Below are 21697 nucleotides of genomic sequence, written 5' to 3'. Positions count from 1 at the left end.
AGAGCACTTCACATTAAAATGGTATTTCACAATAGGACTCTTCTCATATCCCAACCAACAATCATTCCATTGCTGGTATTCACTAGCATCGGGGATATCGAATAGCCTCAAATAGTTCAGTATCTGATAGAACTCCCTAATCGTCCCAAACAGCTTTGGTATCAGTATTTTGACATTTAAAAGCGTTTTTAAGGGATCTGATCTATTGTTATCCATTTGCTTCGAAACCACTAATCAAATAACTTCCCGCTCAAACTCCGCAAACTCAATCCGGTTACGCCCATTCTGCTTCGCCTGATACAAGGCCTTATCCACCGCAGCGAACAGCTGGGTCAAATACCCCTCCGGATTGTCCGGTACATGCACAACTTCAAAATCCTCAAAGGAAAGAATCCCAATACTAATCGTAATGGACACCTGCATAATTTCGTGATCCACCATAATGCGGTTGGACTCCACAGCTGTTCTCACACGCTCCGCAATTTGATTAGCCAAGTCATGCTCCGTGTGCGGAAGATAGATCATGAACTCCTCCCCGCCATAACGCGTCAGGATATCGGTACTGCGAATCGATTGTTTGACAGCCTCCGCCGTGCGAACGAGCACTTCATCCCCGATGACATGCCCATAGCGATCATTGATCGCTTTGAAGTAGTCGATATCGAGCAGCAGGAGTGAGAATGGTGTTTTGTATTGAATATTGGTAATAACTTCATGATTCAAATGTTGGGTCAGATAACGACGGTTGTAACAGTTGGTTAAACTGTCCGTGAGCGCAAGTTCTTCCAGTTTGCGATTGGCCTCGGATAACTCCTGACGGATCAGGTCTAGCGCCAGATTGCGCTCCTGAAGCGTTACGTTCTGGCGATTCATCTCTTTCACATAGAAGCGCTCTTGCGAGACATCTTGGAACGTGAGAATATGACCAATCGGCACAAGAGCCGAATCCACAATCGGAGAAGATTGCAGGATATAGTGCCGGATATTGTTGTCCCGCTCCACGATCACTTCAATGTGGGAGAGAGTATTTTCTTTTTTCTTATAGTGATTCACGAACTCCCGACAGCTGCCCACAACATGAACAGACTCCAGGAATACCTCCATATCAAAAGAATCCCCCACATGCAGATCCATAAAGGATCGCGAGGCTTTGTTCGCTTCAACAATAACTTCATTCTCATCCAGTACCAGGATGCCATATGGAATGGTATTGATCACGTCCTCATGGGCGATGGAGACCAGATCGAACACATTGTATCTTTTGATCACATAGACAAAGAACAGGTCCGATAGAAAGATCCCCAGCGAAGTCATGCCAGGAATGATCGGCAACCAGCGGGCTAGAACGACATTCAGAATCGCATCAATCGTTGCAAAAACAGCCAAGACCAAGATACCCCATAGGGTGATCCTCACCTGTTTTTTAATCATGGCAGACGTCTGCGAAGAATACACTGCCCCGAATAGAACCACGAGAGACGTCACGAAATAGCTCACCAGAATAATCATCACAACCCAGAACCAAGGGCCGTAAGCCCGCTCGATATACCCGCCCTCCAGCGGGATGACGAACTCATTCCATGGATTTGCGACCACACCTATAGCCCCAATCACCGCTGGGACAAATAGCAGGAACGTTCCTTTTGCACTCAAACGCTCTGAATAGCCGGTAATAAAGATCGTCAGTAGAAGCCATCCGCTCCCAAGCAAGGAGACCGCAACGAATGATAACGTAACGTAGAACAACTGCAGACCGGAATCATCCGTGAGCGTACTCGCAAATTGGCAGAAAGGCCAGAGCATCATCAACCCGTGAAACAAAAAGTACACCTTATGTAAGTTCGTAATTCTAACAGTAGCAAACACATACACACCTACACCGAACAATAGGACGAATAAAAAGAGATCATACCATACTAATGGGTTCACGAATCTTCTCCTTCTTAGATGCTACAATGACAACGTGGTTGTTCATGATTCTATGTGACATTTATTTAAAACTTCAATAAACACTTATATTCTATACTGCTATGCCAATCTTATTGGTTAATTAAACCATATCTTATCACACCACCAAAAGGGTGAGTAGCCCATACACTGGAAGTCCGACCAACCTCTGATTGAAATGCTGATCTATTTCTGATTATTTATGAATGCTTTTGAAGGTTTAGAGTACAAACAGGAGAGGAAGATCATCTGCTCGGGAGTTATTCAGCTATCATCAAGTGGTCGATATCGAGCCATCCGGCTACCGGACGGCCCTTGTATCATTCGGTTACTGCATGTAGAGGGAGGTTGTCCGTGAATAGATCGGCGTTATGCTTGAGCATCTCCGTAATTACCTCTGCTGTCTTAGCCGCATCACACACTCTTACGACCGCATCGCCGAGCTTTCCTTTACGCATTGCACCTTCGCGAACCAATACCTCATCTACTTTCCAGAAATGCTCCGACCATGGCAACCCACAATGTCTGCGGGATGGTACTGAAATCTGACTTCCATCCGGTAAAACCGTATACAGCATCTCATGCTCGTCTGTCATTCTGCCAGGGATGTCCACCCACTCTTCGACCCCGTGGATAAATGTATTCCGCTTCAAGTCAACGCCTACTAGCAAGATCGTCGCTTTCCGATCAAGTAGTTTCCCCCATGCTGAACCTCTCGCACACGGTGTATCGAAGAGATGATCATCCTTCGTAAATGCCTCTGCGTCCCTTCCCAGTGCCGCTACCGAATGCGTAGGGTGCCACGAACGAACTACGCCCGGACGTTTACGAAAAAGTCCAGGCAGAATGCCCACGCAACAGGTAGAATTTTCCACGTGGAACACTGGGTTATCCGCATTAATGGTAGACCACGTATGAGTGGGAAGCACCAACAATCCCTCTTTCATATAGTCGCTAAAGGCATCCAACACCGTGTCTGCTCCACCTTCAACCTCGCCTATACTTTTCATTGAAGAGTGAATAAGCAACGTACCTTGCCCATCCATACCAAGCTGCTCTAATTGCTGTATCAAGCTTTCTTTTGTGTACATGTCATTCCTCCTTCATTTCTTGTCTCTTTTCGATGAAAAAGCAAATCCTTGCTCAGCTTCACATCATGCTTCTCAGCATAACAAACAAAGGGCCGAGGGTTAACCCCCGGCCACAGAGAAAAAAATTGTATGAGTTCAGGCAGTAGCTGCCAATCCACTTTTACTTAATAATAACGTACTCCAGATTCACCAGCTTCGCATACGTTACGATCTGATCTGTAGTCAGGTTCAAGGATACAACTGTATGGTGACCACCACCATTTTCGATCCATGCTTTCACTCCATCTTGGAAGTTCGGCTTAACGCTCCATAGAACACGCGCTACCGGCAGGTTAGGTGCTGGAACGGTTGGTTCAAATGCGGATACTTCGTTGATCAGCAGTTTGTAATGGGTACCGAAGTCTGCCATGGATACCACGACACCTTCGCCTGCTTTGCCATCGAACACGAGACGTGCAGGATCTTCACGATCGCCAATACCCAGTGGGGACACGATGATTCTCGGTTTCGTGCTGGCAAGTGTCGGATCTACTTCAAGCATGTGAGATTGAAGGATCGCTTCCTGTCCAGCGGCCATCTCGTATGTGTAATCTTCCATGAAGCCCGTATTCTCGTTATGGGCCATGATTTTCAGCAAGCGATCCAGCGCAGCTGTTTTCCAGTCACCCTCACCGGCAAATCCGTACCCTTGAGCCATTAGGCGTTGTACAGCCAGACCCGGAAGTTGTTTCATGCCATGCAGATCTTCAAAGTTTGTAGTGAAGGCACTGTAACCACCTTCGTCCAGGAAACGTTTGATCGCAATTTCATAACTCGCTTGCACACGTACACTGGCTTCCCAAGCTTCCTTGCTATTCGTGCCATAATCGAATTCGTAGAGGTCTCCATACTGAGCGATCAAATCATCGATTTCCTGCTCTGTTACAGCGTTCACGTATTGAACGAGGTCGCCAATGCCGAAGTAATCAACCGTCCATCCGAATTGGATCTGTGCTTCCACTTTATCACCTTCGGTTACGCCCACGTTACGCATGTTATCACCGAAGCGCGCTACTTTGATGTTAAAGCTTTCATTATAAGCTACCGCTACGTCCATCCAGTCAGCAACCTGTTGCTGCACTTCTGGGCGCTCCCAGTAGCCAACAACGATTTTATTTTGTTTTCTCAGACGGGCATTAATGAAGCCATATTCGCGGTCACCATGTGCCGCTTGGTTCAAGTTCATGAAGTCCATATCGATGGTTGCCCAAGGAATGCTTTCATTGAATTGCGTTGCCAAGTGAAGCAAAGGTTTTTGCAGCAATTTTGTACCACGAATCCACATTTTCGCCGGGGAGAATGTATGCATCCATGTGATGACACCTGCTACTTCGTCGCGATAATTGACTTCCTTCATCGTGCTCGTGATTTTATCTGCGCTTACCGCCAGATCCTGCAATACGAGCGGGTACGGCAGTACGCCGCTTGCATTAAGGGCATCCGTGATTTTCTGTGCGTTGGCTTTTACTTCACCCAATGCTTCTTCTCCGTACAAGTGCTGTGAACCGACCACAAACCAGAACTCTTTTGCTGCTGACATATAATCATCCTCATTTCATTATTTTATAGTTGAACAAATGGGTTTACACTTACCACTCCGATTGCAGTACCATCTTCCGTTCGCTGGTTATCCCCGGATTTTTTGATTCCCTTTTTGCAAAGGGAAAATCCTGTGATAAACGCGAGCGCTTCGCTTCTTCAGATTGGTTCTGCACTCTCCGTTATCGTGTAAAAGTTTTATACAACCTCGTTGGCAGTAGTAGCACAAGACCTATTCGATTCCTCAGTACTAATTACTTCTGTCCGTAATACGCGTCTTTTCCGTGTTTTCGCAGATAGTGTTTATCCAGAATGCCTTGTGGCAGTTCCTTCGCGAAGTTATTTAACTGCCGCGCGTACAGGTTCATTTTGCACACTTCCTCCAGTACGACACTGTTCACCACCGCAGACTTGGCATCTTTCCCCCACGTAAACGGTGCGTGACCATGGAGCAGTACTGCTGGAACCGCCATAACATCAATCCCACGCTGTTCAAACGTTTCAATAATGACGCGTCCTGTCTCCGCTTCGTATCCGCGATCAACCTCGTCCTGGTTCAGGAAACGTGCACAAGGCACCGCTCCATAGAACGTGTCCGCATGTGTTGTTCCCATTACAGGTACGTCCAATCCGGCTTGTGCCCAGATGGTCGCCCACGTAGAGTGCGTGTGCACGATGCCACCAATCTCCGAGTAATGCTTATATAGTACAGCATGTGTTGCGGTGTCCGAGGAAGGTCTCATCTCCCCCTCCACCACGTTACCGTCCAGATCAACCACAACCATGTCGCTTGCTTTCATCGTATCGTAGCTGACGCCACTTGGTTTGATCACGAACAGACCGCTTTCCCGATCGATTGCGCTGACGTTACCCCATGTGAATTTCACAAGTCCGTGCTTTGGCAGTTCCAGATTCGCCTGGAATACCTCTTCTTTCAGTTGTTCTAACATGTTATTCCCTCCCGTTCTCTACCAGATGATCTACGGCTGATTGCTCAATTGTGAGCCCATTCCGGTAGCGTTCGATAAATGCTTCAAACCCTTTCACATCCGATGCATCCGGCGCCACTTCGACTCCCTCAACATCGTTAAAGACTTTCTGCTCCAGGAACACATCCAGGCTCTCCTCTTGATCCTTGTTGATCATGTAGGAAGCCAGAAGCGCCATGCCCCATGCGCCGCCTTCACCAGCAGTAGACATCACCGACACCGGTACGTTCATCGCAGCAGCTACAATCCGTTGTCCGACCACAGGGGTCTTGAATAGCCCACCGTGAGCCAAAATGCTATCAATGGCTACATTCTCTTCCTCCGTCAAAATGTCCATACCCAGCTTGAGTGCACCGAAGGCACTGAACAGATGTGTCCGCATGAAGTTTGCCAGATTGAAGTTGCTTTCAGGGGAGCGGACGAACAATGGACGGCCTTTCTCAAGTCCCGTAATGTTCTCACCTGAGTAATAACCGTAGCTGAGCAAGCCGCCACCATCAGGGTCTGCCTCCAAAGCTTTGTTAAACAAAACGCTAAACAACTTGGCGTTATCCACTTCATATCCCATTGCTTGAGAGAATTCACGGAACAGTCCAACCCATGCGTTGATATCACTGGAACAGTTGTTGGCATGAACCATCCCTACTGGGCTACCATCCGGCGTGGTGACCATATCGATCTCGGGATACACTTTGGACAATTCCTTCTCCAGTACGATCATCGCAAATACGGATGTGCCGACGGAGATGTTCCCCGTACGTTTTCGCACGCTATTTGTTGCCACCATACCCGTTCCGGCGTCGCCTTCTGGCGGGCAGAGCGGAGTGCCTGCTTGCAGATCTTGCGAAGGGTCGAGCAACTTGGCTCCCGCTTCCGTCAACTCACCTGCATTCTCACCCGCGAGATATACCTTGGGCAGAAGGTCCTCGACCTTCCACGGATAACCTTTGCCTGCGATCTGTTCATCGAACTGTTGGATCATAGATGGGTGATAATTATGTGTAGACTCGTCAATTGGGAAAATGCCTGAAGCATCGCCGATCCCAATCGCCTTATTGCCTGTCAGCAACCAGTGGATGTATCCAGCCAGGGTTGTCAGGTGATCGATCTGTGGCACATGCACCTCTTCGTTCAAAATAGCTTGGTACAAGTGGGCAATGCTCCAGCGTTCAGGAATATTGAATTGCAGAAGTTCCGTTAGCTCTCTTGCAGCTGCTCCTGTAGTAGCATTACGCCAGGTGCGGAAAGGTACCAGCAGTTCGCCCGCGCTATCCAAGGCGATATATCCGTGCATCATGGCCGAGAATCCGATGGAACCGACCGTTCGCAGCGTAATTCCGTATTTCTGTTCCACATCTTGCTTCATCTCACGATAAGCCGTTTGCAGACCTGTGATGATATCCTCCTGGTTGTACGTCCAATATCCATCTTTCAGGAGGTTCTCCCATTCATAACTGCCTGACGCGATGGTATCAAAACGTTCGTCAATCAACACCGCCTTAATCCGCGTTGATCCAAATTCTATTCCGAGCGAAGTAGCGCCATTGGTAATGGCTTCTTTCAAGTCCAATTGACTCATAATCACGTGTATCCCCTCTCCGGTCGCGATTTCACATCCCTAAGGATGCATATATAAGGTGAAACTCTTACTTATGGCAGTGGCTAATCATAAATTGTATAAATGCTTCCTGTTGTGTTTTCAAAGAATGCGCTTTCCTTTTCTGACAGCCTTAGTATATTTTTTGTACGTACATTTGTCAATAATATATAATAGTTATACTTACAAAGGACACATATTGTGCTCTATTTGATCATTAAAAGGACTTGAACGTCTCTAAAATGGCTATGCTGTAAGGTACACCTCTATCCAAAAAAGCTGGATATGTACGGTTTATTCCGAAAAATGTTCGGTTTTATTTTCATCCTATCTGAATCATGCTAGAATATGTACGTACAACTATTTGAACAACAACGTTGATATAGATGAGTAACGATGAAAGAAGTGGATTACGTGAAGCCAAAATACCAGGTCATCATTGATGATATAAAGAGTCATATCCTCTCGGGGACATATAGCATAGGCGAACAGATCCCCACCGAGTTGGCTTTACAGGAAAGCTACACCGTAAGTCGCCAGACGGTGCGGAAGGCTATTTTAGAGTTATCTAATGAAGGATTTTTACGAAGCGAAAAGGGGTCAGGGACCTACGTTAGCAATCAGTATCGATCACGATCAGGTGGCAATACGTCGAAGAAAACGATTGGTGTGATCACGACATACATCTCGGATTACATTTTTCCGTCCATCATCCGCGGTATTGAGAGTCGTCTGAATGAGGACAACTACTCGTTACTGCTGGCCAGTACTAATAATGATGTAGCACAGGAGAAAAAAGCCCTCGAAATGATGCTCTCCTACGGCGTGGATGGCCTGATTGTCGAACCGACCAAAAGTAATCTCTACAACCCAAACATTGCATACTACCTGTCGTTCAAGGAGCAGGATGTGCCGTTTACGATGATTAATGCGTTCTACGAGGAGCTGGAGGTTCCGTTCTTCTGTCTGGATGACGTGCAATCCAGTTATCTTGCCACACGGGAATTGATCGCCAAAGGCCACACCCAGATCGGCATTATTGCCAAAATGGATGATCTACAGGGCAAGTACCGGATGAAAGGGTACATCAAGGCGCTGGGTGAAGCGAAGTTACGGTTCCATCCTGAGCAAGTGCTTTCCTTTGATACCGCATCGAAACCGGATTTATCCTCTAATGTAGCAACGTATCTGGACGAAAACAGGGATTCGCTCACCGCTATCGTCTGTTATAACGATGAGGTAGGACTGGAGGTCGTGCACGCCTGCAGGCAACTGGGCATCTCGATCCCGGATGAGTTATCCATCATTGGACAGGACAATTCGTATATTGCTAAGAACGCCAATATCCGTCTTACAACGTTAACCCATCCCCAAGAGCAAATGGGCCGCGATGCTGCCGACTGGGTGATCAAGAATCTGCAAGGCAAAAAGGATCTGCCCACGAACACCTACTATCAGCCGGTGCTGGTTGAGGGGGAGACGGTGAAGGAGATCGTAGTGGAATAATATTGTTGTGGGACAGGAGTTAAGTTGTTACCGAGCGTTTCTGTCCAACATACTTAAAGAAGGCCGTCAGAATATCTGCGGCCTTCTTTGTTTTTGTTCATTATAATGAGGGATTAACTTCTTCTTACATATACTTATACATCTTCTCTAATCGAAACTACTTCGACTGATCCGCTTCTTCGCTTACCAGACTTACAACGACGCCTTTCTTCTCCAAGTTTTTCACAACCTGCTCTGCTCGATCATTCAACGGATTGTTAGCCAAATATACCTCTGTTAGATGTGGGATGGTTTCGAGCACTGCAATATCCTCAATGAGGTTATCTTCTACATATAGATACTCCAAGGTTGGATGGTTTTTGAAAGGTGTCAGATCTTGAATTTTATTATCATTCATAATGACCCATTCCAACTTTAATTTCTGAAGAGGACTTAGATCGGTCACCTGGTTCCCACTGGCGAGCAGACTGGTCAGCTTACGCATATTTTTTAATGGAGCCAGGCTTTTGATTTTGTTATCGTCCATAACCAGATTTTGCAGATCAGTCAGACCTAAAAGTGGTGAGATATCTGCAATCTGATTGCCTTCAACAGCTAAGAACGTCATTTTTTTCAACTTGTTGAGTGGCTTAATATTTTTTATATTTTGACCAGGCAAGAATAAATCCGTCATATTAACGGCATGTTCAAGACCTTGCAGGTTAGAAATCTTACTTTTTGTTTCCATAGCATATAGAGATTTTAATTTTTTCAAATCGGCAGCCTTTATTTCCTTCTTAGCCGACATCTTCAAATCTGCTCGAATAACTTTGGCCAAGACCGGGTCCTTAATAAGCGACGACGCAGCCAAAACGCTCGTTGCCGGTAATAGTACAAAAACCAAACATAAAACGATCATACTTTTGATGAATTGATTACGCATATAGAATCTCCCTTTAAGCATCTTAATTAGTGGCTCCGTTTCAAGGAGTTGAGGTCAGCCGTAACGATTTTACCTGTATTTCCAAAGACGTACACTTTCCCTTTAAACTCCACCGCATCGTACCAATCGTCTACCGTTAAGACATCCTGCTTGGTCCATTTCTCAGCGTCATCGGAAAGGAAGATGGAACCTTCACTGCCAACAGCAATGAAGAGATTGCCCACGTATGAGATGCCAAAGAATCCAGTGTTCATTCCACGAGCATATAATTCGTCACGGAACTCTGTCCTCGCCCATTTCTTACCGTCCTCTGAAGTCAAAATAACCGCACTCTGTGCATTCCCATAGTAACTGGCAGTGGTCACGACAAATTTTCCGTCACCCCATACCACATCGAAATTATGTCCAGGAAACCGTGCCGGGATTTCGTTCCACTTCAGACCATCCTCGGAGACGAGCAAAAGCCCTTTTTCTCCAACGGCTACCAGTGTTGTGCCGTTTGATGCCATCGCATTGATTTTTTTCTTTACATTAGTGTTTAGGGTCCTCCACGTCTTCCTATCCTTGGAAGAAAGAATCGTGCCGGCCTCGCCTGCCACGTAATACGTATTTTTAGCATACAGCACGCTCGTAAGTGATTGAGTTGTCGGGGATTTAATGTCCGTCCACTTTGCCCCATCAACAGAGGACATCATCTTCCCGTTATCTCCTACCGCAAAAAAGTCCTTCCCTGACCATACAACTCCCCGAAGTGGATACGCTTGATTCACATAAGAAGATTGCCATTTGCCAGCCGTGTTCATCTTTGCAGAACCCTGCGAGCTGACGGAAAGGAAGTTAAGCTGGCTACGATACCCACCCACCAGCACCAGCCTATCCTTGCTCACTGCTGCTTCATATACGTTACTTGGAAGCACAAAAGGATATCGCTTTGTCAGCTTCCATTTGCGCCCATCCGCAGATGTTTGAATACCAGCATCCGTAATCGTTATATACTGTTTGCCGTTGTGAATGGTAAAAAACGGGTTCTGCTTAGGGCTAGTTGCAAACCCAGCATCGCTCCAGCTCTTACCATCCTTGGATGTCCAGTTGACCTCCTTCAAGACATGATTGGCTTTATTCACATATTCAAATCCAAAAATATAAAACCTGTCCTTTGCCCAGTACACCTTGGACCAAAAGGCTTTGGATGATACGTATGTCCATTTCAGTCCATCCTTCGAGGTCATGATCGTTGCATCCCCTACAGCAACAAAAGCTCCACCGCCATAGGTCATATCCCAAACTTGCTCATAATTAGGCTGATTGGTCTTCACCTTTTTCCAGGTGATTCCGTCTTTGGATACCGCTACGACTCCGCCTTCATAACCTTGAGCCACTAAGGTATTATTGCCCCATGCTACGGCTGTAAAATTGGTGGAGATCCCTGTTTTTCGCTCGGTCCACGTTAATCCATCCTCTGAAGAGAAAATCTTTCCTTCATATGTTGTTCCACCAACTGCAATATATCGTTTCCCGTTCCATACGGCGTCTTTTAAAAATCTTATATGTATTGAATTATTTAACTTCTCCCATGACAGACCATCAGTGGATGTCCATACGGTTACGATATCTGCTTCCTCACGAAAACCCATGAATTCTGACTTTCCACGAATAATCAAACTAAAATCTACTGGATTCCCGGTATAGATTGTCTTCCATGTAACTCCGTCCTTAGAGGTTTTCACATAACCTCCGGCAGCTGGCATCATATAAATCCCTCCACCATAGGCAATGGAATGGGAAACTCCACTATTTAACTCATCCAACGAAGACCAATTAAGGTTCAACTGACTGTTTACTGCAGAATCCTCAATGTTAGCACCTTCACCCTCTGCCTGGGCAGGATATACAGAAATTAGGGAAAACAGCAGAATCGTAGTTAACAGCAGAGGTATTACTTTTAGTGAAAAAACTAGTGTGCGACTCATAGTTATCTCCTTACATAATTTAATACTAGAAATATACCATGATCTGGAATGTAATACATAGATATTATCTTCATCCTAATTTAATAGAAACCCTATCGGTCTCATCCTATAACTGTTCCGTTAAAAACGGATAATGGACTACTTTCATCAAGGAATGTAACCCTAATAATAATATGGGCTGAACCGTTATTCTCATCTCTACCCATTGATTCACTCTCTGGGCTGTTGTGAGCTCTGATCAAACATCCACTCAAAAGTGAGGATACACCAAAAAGCCATACGGATGATGGTCCGTACGGCTTTTTAGCGAATTTTTCCTTATGCACAACATATGCGTGAATGATGAATGAAGCTGCAAATGTTACTTCCAGAGCTCTTCAGCAATTTCCTTAATGAAAGCAAGTTTGCGCCATTGTTGTTCCTCGGTCAAATGGTTGCCTTCTTCCGTGGAAGCGAAGCCGCATTGTGGACTCAGGCAGATTCGCTCCAGATCAACATATTGTGTAGCTTCCTCAATCCGTTTCAGGATATCTTCCTTGTTCTCCAACTCTCCAAATTTGGAAGAGAAGAGGCCAAGTACAACCTGCTGATTGTCCTTCAGGAAACGAAGTGGCTTGAAGTCACCAGCCCGTTCCGTATCAAACTCCAGATAGAAACCAGAGTAGTTATCGATGCTCAGAAGTGTCTGCGCAATCGGCTCATAACCGCCACCGACTCCTGCAAATGTCGAAACATAATTACCGCGGCAGACATGAGTGGTTACCACGAGGTCTTCCGGCAGGCCAGATACCACTTCTTCGTTCAGTTTTGCAAGTTCGTTTGCGTACTCTTCCACATTAACGCCAATCTGCTCCATCACTGTGATGAACTGTTGGTCACACAATGCACCCCACGTGCAATCATCAATCTGGATGCTGCGGCAGCCGGCTTCATAAAAAGCCAGGATGGATGCTTTGTACGCCCCAGCAATGTCCGAGAGAAGCTCTTGGCGGTTCGGATAGATGGCCTGTGTGCTTTCCTTGTTATCTGCCCGGTCCAATTCGAATAGGAACTGGGCAGCTGCTGGTATGGACTGACGGGCAACAACGTCTTCCCCAGCCGCTTCTTTCAAGAAGGCATAATGCGCTACAAATGGATGACTGCTATAGCTGATTTTGCCGGTCAGGCGAGCTGTTTCCGGTCTGGATGTCGCACCGTTGAATCGATATCCCTCATCAATGATTGTCCGCTCTACACCATCCAGTCCCCAGAAAAAGTCCAGATGCCACCAAGAGCGGCGGAATTCGCCGTCCGTTACAGCCTGAAGTCCAACCTCTTTTTGCTTCTGTACAAGTTTCACAATCTCGGCATTCTCCACTTCATTCAACTGTTCCGTGGTAATTTCGCCGTTTTGGTATTTTAATCGGGCATCCTTCAACGCACTCGGGCGCAGGAAACTGCCCACAATATCATATCGAAATGGAGTGACTGTTCGTTGTTTAGGTTCGGTTTGTACGCTCATAGTTTAATCTCCCCGTTTATCATTATAGAATTAAATATAACATATCCGATCGGAATAGCTGTTCTACGAAAGAGTTATAGCCCGCTATAGGTATTAGCTATAACGGGCTATATTTAAGGAGACTCTATATACAATCATGTATTCCATCTTACCTGGCCGGATGACCGAATGTCCGGAACAGGATCTCAACAACTATGATCTCAAGTCAACGTAAGAACGATCTGATCCCCGGAACGGGTGATTTTGTAGATACCCTCTTGCATGTCGATGCCATAATGCTTTTTCAGCAACCACTTGGCGTTGAGATCCGTCTCGACGACCACTAGATAATCGTAGCCGCTCAGAAGGTTGTCCATATTATCCTCATAGAACAACACGATTCCGTCCACATGAGGAGCATACAAGAAATACTTCCCTACATATTGCATGTAATAGTTCGTGACCTGTTGGTCCCTGTCTGAGGCGTAGAAGAGATATCTGTTATTATCCTCTTGCCCACCTGGGTACCATCGATCACCAGTAACCGCATGAATCTTGTAAGGGAGCGTTGTATCATAACTTTGGGCGATAGACACGATACCATTGTATTCGGACAAAAGGATGGTGGCTGCAACCGCCATACAGCCGATAATACCTTTTTGATAATGACCTTTTGTCTCAACCGTCTTAAAGGACTGATAATCTGGTACTTCACCAATCCGATAGTGGAATGATCGCTCCAGGTCGATCGCAGCGCACAACACCAGCCCACCGGCGAACAGCACCACGATACTCGATGCATAACGCTCAAATCCAGCCAGGACAATTGCTTCATCCAATGGCATGGAGAAGAGATACAACGCCAGAATACCCGCATAGTACAGTAACAGAACAACGTCCAAAGCAATTAATGCTTTCCACAAGTTCCACTTCTTCTTAAGCACCACGATGGCAAATACAGATGCTGCAATTGCGATAAGCTGGAAAATAACAATGCCGATCACTGGCCGTGTCGTCAGATCCGTACTGGCCTTCAGGAAAGTCCACAGAATCTCACGCATCTGCTCTGGCGTTTTGCCGGCTTGAATCCCCGAGGTAGCCACATCGAACTTGTTATCAATCCCTTGGAACACCGTTGCCATTCGCCAGCTCCAGCCGAAGTAGGGAATCAGCGCTCCGCAGATCGTACCCACTACAGCGAGCGCTGTTTTCCAATCGAACTTTTGTTTATGTTTTAGCCATGTATACACTAGGAAAATCAGACCGATCGCGGCGAAAATAATACCTGTGCTTTTAATAATGGTCAGTAATCCCGCAAGCGGAAGAACAACAATACATGCTTTTTTGATTTCATTACGATATTGGTAGATCACAGCCAAGATCGCGAGCGCGTAGATCGGAAGCAAGAAATCCACGAGCAGGTTAGTGATCCGAATCGTAAGATTGAAAAACGAAAGTGTAGATAACCCGAGTCCGAGAAAAGCGTACAGAAGAAAGCGTTTCTTCTCCGTAACAATGCCAAACATGGCATAAAAACAGGAAAAGATAAGCAATCCCTGTGCCAAGAGCATTACGGACTGGGAGTGCCCCATGAAGCGACAGACATAATAAATAAAAGACGAAGTCCCGAGCGGATAGTTTTTAAAATCAATCAGGTTGGAGTCTGGCGTCGGAAAGGCATCTGTACTCAACATCTGCTTCAATACGATAGCCCAGTGGGAGAAATTATCGTAATGTGTTAATTGGTTCTGAAAGAGTACCAGCAAGAAAACAAAAGTCCCTGCCAGGAATGAAAATTGGAATATGGAAAAGGACATACGTAATGATGCCCCTCGGCGCAGCCTGAGAAACAACATTCCCCCATATAAAAGCAAACCTGCAATCAGGATGACAAGGCTGCCCGTAAAGAGCTGCCCTGCCAAACCACTTAGAAAAACAAGGCAGGCAATCGAGGAAAACACAAATACAGGGATGAACTCCCAACGTAGTGAAAGTGCCTTCCGTACAAACTGCATATAACCAAGAAAGGAGAATATCAATAAAACTCCCATCACAAAATGAAGCACAATGAGCATCTCTATCTCTCCTAACCCTCTCTGGTGGAACGATCGGAATGTGGCTGAATCAAATCAGTCAGCAATTGGTCGATCAGGCCCTTCTCCACAATATCATCGATATTCTCCACCGAAAGAAGCATTTCGCGCTCACGGGCTGTCGTTTTTCCCGTATGTTGCAAAATAACTTCAATATTACTCTTTGTATAAAAGGTAACGACCGCTCCTGCCGCAATATCACCATCGAAACCCGTCGCGGAGAAGAAACGATAATTGAAGCTGCGCAGCGTACAGCTAGCATCATTGGTGAAATGAACTGGAAGCTGAAGGGAAAGCCGCGGCATTTTTCGCTGATCCGATCTGGGTTGAACAATCCGTTTTTTCACATTACGTAACATATCGTCATAAGCCGTATCCCACAGATTCATCTGCTCTGGCAATGAGTGTTTACGGTCGTAGATGATTTGCATGTATTGGCGGTTATCATTCTCATCAATCGGCTGAACCGTTGCGGAGTAACGCCAGCCCTCTCCATCCTGTTTCACATAAACGATGACTGCATCGAGATTGGCCTCATACCGGTCGGTTTTGACGACCAAAGAGATGATTTTCTGTTCAGCCAAATAAATGGGATAAGGGACATAGAAGGCAATACCTTGCTCAGATACATCCACCGTTTTGGCCTGATATCGCAGATTGTTGGCTTGGTCGTGAATCGTGACATCTTCCTGCGCCCGAATCCGTTCTGTCTCCCGATACGCACGGCGGCCGATCATGAAGAACAGGGCGTAACACAGCGCAATCATGTTATGAATCAGCCAGAAAATAATGATACTGCTAAAGAACAGCGCAATGCCGTACTTGCCATTGACATACCGAATCACGGCTGCAATGGATAGCAACAGCAAGAAGATATGGGGAAGTGCATATAACAGAGCAGACATCCATTGTCGACCGCTTGCTCTGCTTTTGTTGGTGACCTTGAATTTTTTCTCACGAATACCCAGCGTCTCCAGGAGAACCGGCCAGATCAAGTAAGGCATGAATATGGTATCGATAACCTGACTCCATCGCTGATTCCGAATATTGCTGGACAGATATCGCATGGATACACTATAGAAGAAATAAGATGGAAGCCAGAATATTAGGATTTGCCAGAAGGTTGTGTTCACAATCTGGAAATCGAATAACGCAAATAAAATAGGTGCCAAAATGAAAATCAACCGGTTAAAGAAGGACCACCAGTATAAGAAACTGCTTAAGTAGGTCACTCTCGTCCAGAAGGGAAGCTTCCCAGACAAGGGTGCACGCGTATTCTGCAGGCTCTGAATGATACCCCGTGCCCAACGAATCCGCTGCTTAATCATGCTCTTCACTGTTGTTGTTGTCTGCCCGGCAGCTTGAACCTCTTGAGTCGCATAGGTAATATAACCTTCCTGCTGCAAGCGGATGCTTGTCTCAAAGTCCTCGGTGATCGTATTGAGTGGAAAACCTCCGATGTCTTCCATGCCCTGCCGGGAAATGATCGTATTACTTCCTGTATAGGCTACCGCATTGGAGGCATTACGCAGGATGTTCACTTCTCTGGAGAAGAAATCCTGTTCATTCGGAATACCTTGCTCTGCATACAGGTTAAACTGGAATAGATCCGGATTGTAGAAGCTTTGCGGGGTCTGTACCAGACCAAGCTTGAACTTAGGGTCCATCTCGTCCTCTCGGCGAGGACGCCATACCTCATTCTCCTTAATAAACGTGGAGAGCATGAAATAGGGGACCGTTTTCATCAGGAAGGTGTGCTGTGGAATCATATCTGCATCAAATGTTGCAATGAGTGGAGAAGAGCTTTTGCTCAGTGCATTGTTCAGGTTGCCTGACTTGGCATCCTTGTTTCCGGGGAACCCCAGATATCCCACACCAAATTGTCTGGCAAGCTCCTCTACCTCAGGTCTTGCTCCGTCGTCACAGAGATAAATATGAACCTTTTGCTTATCCGGATAATCCATGAACGTACAGGCATTAACCGTTTTATATAACAGATCAACAGGCTCATTATGCGTAGCAATAAATACATCCACATCCGGATAATACTCCGGCGGAACGATTGGAAAGTCGAGCTGTGTACGTTCTTTTTGCATCTTTTGAAAGAATAATTCAAAGGTTGTTAGTACGGTGACCGTTTCAGCCACAATCAACAGCATACCAAAAATGACGTTCAGCATGCCTTCACCCCATGGCAACGTAAAGAACGTACGCCATACCAAATAAATCGACATCAGGATCATCGTGATGACAAAAAAGATATTCTGCCTTTTTTCGTTTTGCACTACAACTGCTTCCTCCTTGCTGCAAATACCCATCTTCGCTGCAATTGGAAACTGAGCAGGAACAGCAAGGCATCACAGACGAATTTCGCCAATTTCTCATCTACGAAGAGAACGGTATGGAATATATATACACCGGTACTGGATAGCAAGATCACTACTCCGCATAACGTCAGATAGCGCCAGAGACTGCCCTGGCTATCCTCCTTGCGGAATACAAAATGTCTGTTCAGTACATAGTTGACCACAATGGAAATAACTCTCGCAATCACGGTTGCAAGCAGAATTCTTAAATAGTGCTGCTCACCCAACACGGGCCGCAACGCGTCGATCAAAAACCAGGCAATGCCCAAATCCACAACAGAACTGGCCACCGACGATGAGATGAACCGCAGGAAATTGGAGAACAACACCCCCATGACCCGAGCACTATCCTGGATCGCTTTAAAATGAGTGCCTGCATTGCCATTCTCATAAATGACTTGGATTGGCTTCGTATGAATCGGTATGCCAGACTGAATGCAAGAGATAAGCATCTGCAGCTCATATTCAAATCGAGTACCGCGAACATCCTGTATAAACGCAAGTAACCCTGGACCGAAGGCACGAAGCCCAGTCTGGGTATCTGACAGTTTTTTACCATAGAGCATGGCAAAAATAAAGGAGGTCATCCGATTGCCTAACAGGGACTTTGGGGGTATATTCCCCTCGCTGAAGTTCCTTACCCCGAGCACCAACGAATCCGGATGAAGCCTTGCTTCTTGGGCTATGCGGTATACATCCTCAGCTGCGTGTTGTCCGTCTGAATCAGCAGTTACGACGAAGGAAGATGCGTCGAATTGCTGACCAATATACTCAAATCCGGTCTTGAGTGCCGCACCCTTCCCCTGATTTTCCGCATGTGTCAGCAGAGCACAACCGTCCTCACGAAGCTCCTCGAAAATCGACTGGTAGGCATCACCAGATCCGTCGTCCACAATAACAATATTAGTAAATCCATACTCTCGCAATTGCCTTACATAGGCTGGAAGTCTCTCATCCGGTTCAAGCGATGGAATGAGGATGATCGTTTCGCCGTTTTGTCTACCTATAATCATCCTGATAAGCCTCAATTCGACATATTTTCACAGATTCTTTTTTGAATATTGTGAGTATAACATCGAAAAGGCATACAGTAAACGAATAACTTGTATATATATTGGTAAAAAAGTTGCACTCTTTTATAAGCTAGTTTATAGGCGAAAAATACTAGTTGAGGGTTAGTCTAGCACTACTCAAACAATTGCACATTCGGCTCTCGTTTCAGCACATGTACCAGCATGGCATGCAGTTGTCCACGGTGGTGATAGAAGTGCGCCTGCGTATCCAGAAGCCACTCAAAGCGTGAATGAACGCCTCCCCAGAATGCAGTCGTTTCTCGTAATAGTTCATCTTCTGTTAGAGCAGCTATACCTTCTTTTAGAGCATTGTAATTTTCCATTAAGGCTTCTGCAATTGCATTTAAGTTCGCCTTCGGCTCGGACTGCTCGTAGAAACGATCCAATTCTTCCTCAGATGCTCCTGCCCCGATCAGGAAGTCTGCTTGGCAGAGTACGGCCATATGCGCGAGCAACTCGCCAATAGACATTTTCTCCGCCGTCGGTCTGTTACTCAGGTCTTCGTCACTTAGTGTGTTCATCAGGTTGATGACGGATTCTACAGCCATATCCATCTGGTTGAAAATGCCTTTACAATATACGTTCATTCCGACATTCCTCTTTTCTATGGAAATCCATAATAACACAATAATAGAACATATGTTCCTTTTATGCAATCACTATCTTCTGTCTCCATCGACCGATTGGACATGCTTCGACTTACAAATCTGGACGGATGGCCACTTATGCGGATCACGAATTTGAATTAGAATTACCGTAGACGATTGAAAAAGGCTGTGATTCCAATGTTATTCGAAAGAGACAAATGGTTGCAGTATGGCATTCTGCGCGATGAGCCCTCTCTCGCAGAACGGTTGCCAGAAACACAGTTGCTTGAGAAGGATACGCTCACGAAGATGCTTCTTCAATATCCCAGCGTTGTACTGAAGCCTCGCAATGGGAGTTACGGAAGGGATATCCTGTTCATTAGACGAGACGGCGCAAAAGCCTATCGTATTCAAAATGAAAATAACACGGTCACCATGAGAGACAACGATCAGTTACTCGATTGGCTCGAACAAACAAACAAAAGTGATGAATATATTGTCCAAAAGCGTCTGCAGCTTGCTCAAATTAAACACAGGCCGTTCGACATTCGGATCATGGTTCAGCGCAAAAAAGGCTCCTCGTCCACTTGGAACGTGACAGGTTCCTATGCTAAAGTTGCCGCACAGGGATACCAAGTCACCAACGTGAGTAACCGACCCATTCCAGTGCTTAAGGCACTGAGACTAGCTCGAATTGGAGACCGGCGCTTGCTTGTCAAAGCGGAACAAGTTGCACGATTAGCCGCCATACGATTGGGAGAGCATTACCCCATGCTTAGGCAAGTCGGGTTCGACATAGCCGTGGACAAGAAACGGCGAATTTGGATCATCGAAGGAAATTATCAACCGGATTTGCGCCCTTTCCGACTTATGAAAGACTCCTCGATGCACCGCAGAATATTATGGTACAAGAAAAATTAAAACGAAAAGAGACGACCTGCCTGTTATCCCGGGCAAGTCGTCTCTTCATATTTCGTACCTATGCTTGATATTAACCCTTTTCGGTTATTTCCGGCATTTTCTAATCGCACTTGTAACACGCGTCACTCGGAACTGATTAACCCCTACCTGTATAATGGCGAACTGGCTGTACGAAGTACCTGAAGAGGTATACGGCTCGGCTTCAATATTTCCACTCGGTGTTCTAACCGTCGCGGTGATTCTAGTTACCAGGCACACACCACGGTCGGAAGATCTCCAAGTCTCGTCACGCTGAACACTATATCTATCGTTGCTACAAAAGATGGATGCATACTCCACTACTCCACTCGCATTAAACGAAGTAGAGTTATAGATCTGAACAGGGTCATAACCACCTCTAGGTGCTCCAGGTCTTCTATTTCCCATTCTCAAAACCTCCTTTTTTATTGATAGTCTATTAAATGCAATTGAATTGTTTTGGTAAGGTATAAATGTGGACAAGGTAGAAAAAGTGTGTTTGTACAGTGGTGGGGGGGAACTGGTAGCTTAATGTCAAAACTCAAGCACGAAAAAAACCACCCTTTACTGTACAAAGGTGGTCGCGAATTATAGAACTACTGTCAGTATCATCTTATTGGGCCAATTGAGTCGAAACGGTACATCATAGACGGTCAAAACTCCCCAAATGCAGATGCTTCTATTCTGCCGCCTCCGCCAACCATGCTTGCATAGCCGGAGATTCCGCCCGATTCAAACGTAAGGCGATTTCAGTATTGATCTCATCTGGCGGCATGACTTCAACAAGGACACATACGGAATCTCGCCGTTGATTTAAGGCAAACACGCCTTCATCATCGAGCATTTTCATCGCCAGCTCCATGGCGTTCAGCCTCACATCCAACTCCCGATTCCAATCATCATTCACCAGTTCCGCAATGAAAGGACGCTCGTTATATCGTTGTTTGACACCGTCAAAGTGATCATCCCCAAAACAACAATAGGGCGAATCCGCATACGACCATTTGATGAGATTCGCAATCGTGGATACCCGCGTATCACTTTCTTCTGCTTGCCTAGCCGACTCCAACGCCAAAGCTTCCCACGACCAGGCAGAGATGCTTGGCGCATGTCCCTCACCAGTAGTGTATAACGTACAATAATAGTAACGTTCACCATTTTCAAAAAGTGTGCAAAAAGACGTTCTGGCGGCAGCGGCGATCTCTATGGCCAGCGTCTCTATTTCTTGCATTGGCTTCATGATTAGAGTTCCCCTTTCCATTCGTTGATCATTTGCCCCTTCGATATGAATTGGCTATTTGGACTAGATACCAGACACCCGCACCCACAAGGGCAGCAAACAACAGATTGATGCAGCCGAACACGATGAGTGACTTTGCTTGGCCTGGACCAATCCGGAAAGCCGTAACAAGCTGGAAGACAGCCGGTAGCAAAAACGCCAGCCAAGAGACGGTTATAAGCTTTTCTGTTCTGAAACTCCACCATACTGCTGAACATGAGGCAACTAGCAGTACCCAGGTACAGATAAGCTTTAGGGCGAAAATCATTTCGTCCCCCTC

The 21697-nt window shown here is 46.0% G+C and carries 17 protein-coding genes; 2 read left to right on the top strand and 15 right to left on the bottom strand.

Annotated elements, in window-relative coordinates; translation table 11 throughout:
• Nucleotides 1-234: 234 nt before the first annotated feature.
• From QF041_RS21115 to QF041_RS21095, 5 genes are all read right to left on the bottom strand, one after another.
• The gene (locus QF041_RS21115) at nucleotides 235-1929 is read right to left on the bottom strand and encodes a histidine kinase N-terminal 7TM domain-containing diguanylate cyclase (RefSeq protein ID WP_307415531.1); all 1695 of its coding nucleotides are present in this window, start codon (nucleotides 1927-1929) and stop codon (nucleotides 235-237) included.
• A 338-nt stretch (nucleotides 1930-2267) separates the two neighbouring features.
• Nucleotides 2268-3038: an AAC(3) family N-acetyltransferase gene (locus QF041_RS21110; protein WP_307415530.1), complete on the bottom strand. Its 771-nt coding sequence runs from the start codon at nucleotides 3036-3038 to the stop codon at nucleotides 2268-2270.
• A 160-nt stretch (nucleotides 3039-3198) separates the two neighbouring features.
• Nucleotides 3199-4617, bottom strand: a complete 1419-nt coding sequence (gene araA / locus QF041_RS21105) for an L-arabinose isomerase (protein ID WP_017691494.1) — start codon at nucleotides 4615-4617, stop codon at nucleotides 3199-3201.
• 253 nt (nucleotides 4618-4870) lie between these two features.
• Nucleotides 4871-5566, bottom strand: a complete 696-nt coding sequence (locus QF041_RS21100; RefSeq protein WP_036611813.1) for an L-ribulose-5-phosphate 4-epimerase — start codon at nucleotides 5564-5566, stop codon at nucleotides 4871-4873.
• 1 nt (nucleotide 5567) lies between these two features.
• Complete coding sequence (locus QF041_RS21095) at nucleotides 5568-7184, bottom strand: xylulokinase (RefSeq protein WP_307415529.1); 1617 nt, start codon at nucleotides 7182-7184, stop codon at nucleotides 5568-5570.
• A 432-nt stretch (nucleotides 7185-7616) separates the two neighbouring features.
• Here QF041_RS21095 and QF041_RS21090 point away from each other — a divergent pair, with 432 nt between their 5' ends.
• Nucleotides 7617-8708: a GntR family transcriptional regulator gene (locus tag QF041_RS21090; protein ID WP_307417022.1), complete on the top strand. Its 1092-nt coding sequence runs from the start codon at nucleotides 7617-7619 to the stop codon at nucleotides 8706-8708.
• 157 nt (nucleotides 8709-8865) lie between these two features.
• Here QF041_RS21090 and QF041_RS21085 read toward each other — a convergent pair whose 3' ends face one another.
• The 7 genes from QF041_RS21085 to QF041_RS21055 form a co-directional block, all read right to left on the bottom strand.
• On the bottom strand, nucleotides 8866-9630 hold the full coding sequence (locus QF041_RS21085) for a leucine-rich repeat domain-containing protein (RefSeq protein ID WP_307415528.1): 765 nt from the start codon (nucleotides 9628-9630) through the stop codon (nucleotides 8866-8868).
• Between the two features lie 26 nt (nucleotides 9631-9656).
• Nucleotides 9657-11600 (bottom strand): DUF6242 domain-containing protein, encoded by a 1944-nt coding sequence (locus tag QF041_RS21080; protein WP_307415527.1) that lies wholly within the window; start codon nucleotides 11598-11600, stop codon nucleotides 9657-9659.
• 361 nt (nucleotides 11601-11961) lie between these two features.
• Entirely contained in the window at nucleotides 11962-13101 is a 1140-nt protein-coding gene (locus tag QF041_RS21075; protein ID WP_307415525.1) for a 5-methyltetrahydropteroyltriglutamate--homocysteine S-methyltransferase, read from the bottom strand.
• Between the two features lie 200 nt (nucleotides 13102-13301).
• Nucleotides 13302-15155: a hypothetical protein gene (locus tag QF041_RS21070; protein ID WP_307415524.1), complete on the bottom strand. Its 1854-nt coding sequence runs from the start codon at nucleotides 15153-15155 to the stop codon at nucleotides 13302-13304.
• A gap of 11 nt (nucleotides 15156-15166) precedes the next feature.
• Nucleotides 15167-17458, bottom strand: a complete 2292-nt coding sequence (locus QF041_RS21065; protein ID WP_307415523.1) for a glycosyltransferase family 2 protein — start codon at nucleotides 17456-17458, stop codon at nucleotides 15167-15169.
• On the bottom strand, nucleotides 17458-18552 hold the full coding sequence (locus tag QF041_RS21060; protein WP_307415522.1) for a bifunctional glycosyltransferase family 2/GtrA family protein: 1095 nt from the start codon (nucleotides 18550-18552) through the stop codon (nucleotides 17458-17460). The genes QF041_RS21065 and QF041_RS21060 overlap by 1 nt, the downstream gene beginning before the upstream one ends.
• Nucleotides 18553-18725: 173 nt before the next feature.
• Nucleotides 18726-19199, bottom strand: a complete 474-nt coding sequence (locus tag QF041_RS21055; RefSeq protein ID WP_307415521.1) for a DinB family protein — start codon at nucleotides 19197-19199, stop codon at nucleotides 18726-18728.
• 198 nt (nucleotides 19200-19397) lie between these two features.
• On the opposite strand from QF041_RS21055, the gene QF041_RS21050 reads away from it, so the two are divergent.
• Complete coding sequence (locus tag QF041_RS21050) at nucleotides 19398-20120, top strand: YheC/YheD family protein (RefSeq protein ID WP_307415520.1); 723 nt, start codon at nucleotides 19398-19400, stop codon at nucleotides 20118-20120.
• 84 nt (nucleotides 20121-20204) lie between these two features.
• Here QF041_RS21050 and QF041_RS21045 read toward each other — a convergent pair whose 3' ends face one another.
• The 3 genes from QF041_RS21045 to QF041_RS21035 all read right to left on the bottom strand — a co-directional run bounded on the left by QF041_RS21045 (nucleotide 20205) and on the right by QF041_RS21035 (nucleotide 21685).
• Nucleotides 20205-20546, bottom strand: coding sequence for a hypothetical protein (locus QF041_RS21045; RefSeq protein WP_047841001.1), 342 nt, complete (start codon nucleotides 20544-20546; stop codon nucleotides 20205-20207).
• A 271-nt stretch (nucleotides 20547-20817) separates the two neighbouring features.
• On the bottom strand, nucleotides 20818-21378 hold the full coding sequence (locus QF041_RS21040) for a DUF4303 domain-containing protein (RefSeq protein ID WP_307415519.1): 561 nt from the start codon (nucleotides 21376-21378) through the stop codon (nucleotides 20818-20820).
• Between the two features lie 28 nt (nucleotides 21379-21406).
• On the bottom strand, nucleotides 21407-21685 hold the full coding sequence (locus QF041_RS21035; protein WP_307415518.1) for a hypothetical protein: 279 nt from the start codon (nucleotides 21683-21685) through the stop codon (nucleotides 21407-21409).
• Nucleotides 21686-21697: the final 12 nt, after the last annotated feature.

It is taken from the genome of Paenibacillus sp. W2I17, from assembly GCF_030815985.1.
Classification (GTDB): Bacteria; Bacillota; Bacilli; order Paenibacillales; family Paenibacillaceae; genus Paenibacillus.
The sequence above is the reverse complement of the archived record's forward strand: the minus strand, read 5'-3'. Positions and strand labels throughout refer to the sequence as shown.

Bases quoted from the DNA above. Each gene is read 5' to 3' on its own strand.
- QF041_RS21070 (WP_307415524.1), bottom strand. From the start codon at position 15,155: ATGCTCATTGTGCTTCATTTTGTGATGGGAGTTTTATTGATATTCTCC.
- QF041_RS21035 (WP_307415518.1), bottom strand. From the start codon at position 21,685: ATGATTTTCGCCCTAAAGCTTATCTGTACCTGGGTACTGCTAGTTGCC.
- QF041_RS21080 (WP_307415527.1), bottom strand. From the start codon at position 11,600: ATGAGTCGCACACTAGTTTTTTCACTAAAAGTAATACCTCTGCTGTTA.
- QF041_RS21100 (WP_036611813.1), bottom strand. From the start codon at position 5,566: ATGTTAGAACAACTGAAAGAAGAGGTATTCCAGGCGAATCTGGAACTG.
- QF041_RS21045 (WP_047841001.1), bottom strand. From the start codon at position 20,546: ATGGGAAATAGAAGACCTGGAGCACCTAGAGGTGGTTATGACCCTGTT.
- QF041_RS21055 (WP_307415521.1), bottom strand. From the start codon at position 19,199: ATGAACGTATATTGTAAAGGCATTTTCAACCAGATGGATATGGCTGTA.
- QF041_RS21050 (WP_307415520.1), top strand. From the start codon at position 19,398: ATGTTATTCGAAAGAGACAAATGGTTGCAGTATGGCATTCTGCGCGAT.
- araA (WP_017691494.1), bottom strand. From the start codon at position 4,617: ATGTCAGCAGCAAAAGAGTTCTGGTTTGTGGTCGGTTCACAGCACTTG.
- QF041_RS21110 (WP_307415530.1), bottom strand. From the start codon at position 3,038: ATGTACACAAAAGAAAGCTTGATACAGCAATTAGAGCAGCTTGGTATG.
- QF041_RS21040 (WP_307415519.1), bottom strand. From the start codon at position 21,378: ATGAAGCCAATGCAAGAAATAGAGACGCTGGCCATAGAGATCGCCGCT.
- QF041_RS21060 (WP_307415522.1), bottom strand. From the start codon at position 18,552: ATGATTATAGGTAGACAAAACGGCGAAACGATCATCCTCATTCCATCG.
- QF041_RS21095 (WP_307415529.1), bottom strand. From the start codon at position 7,184: ATGAGTCAATTGGACTTGAAAGAAGCCATTACCAATGGCGCTACTTCG.
- QF041_RS21085 (WP_307415528.1), bottom strand. From the start codon at position 9,630: ATGCGTAATCAATTCATCAAAAGTATGATCGTTTTATGTTTGGTTTTT.
- QF041_RS21075 (WP_307415525.1), bottom strand. From the start codon at position 13,101: ATGAGCGTACAAACCGAACCTAAACAACGAACAGTCACTCCATTTCGA.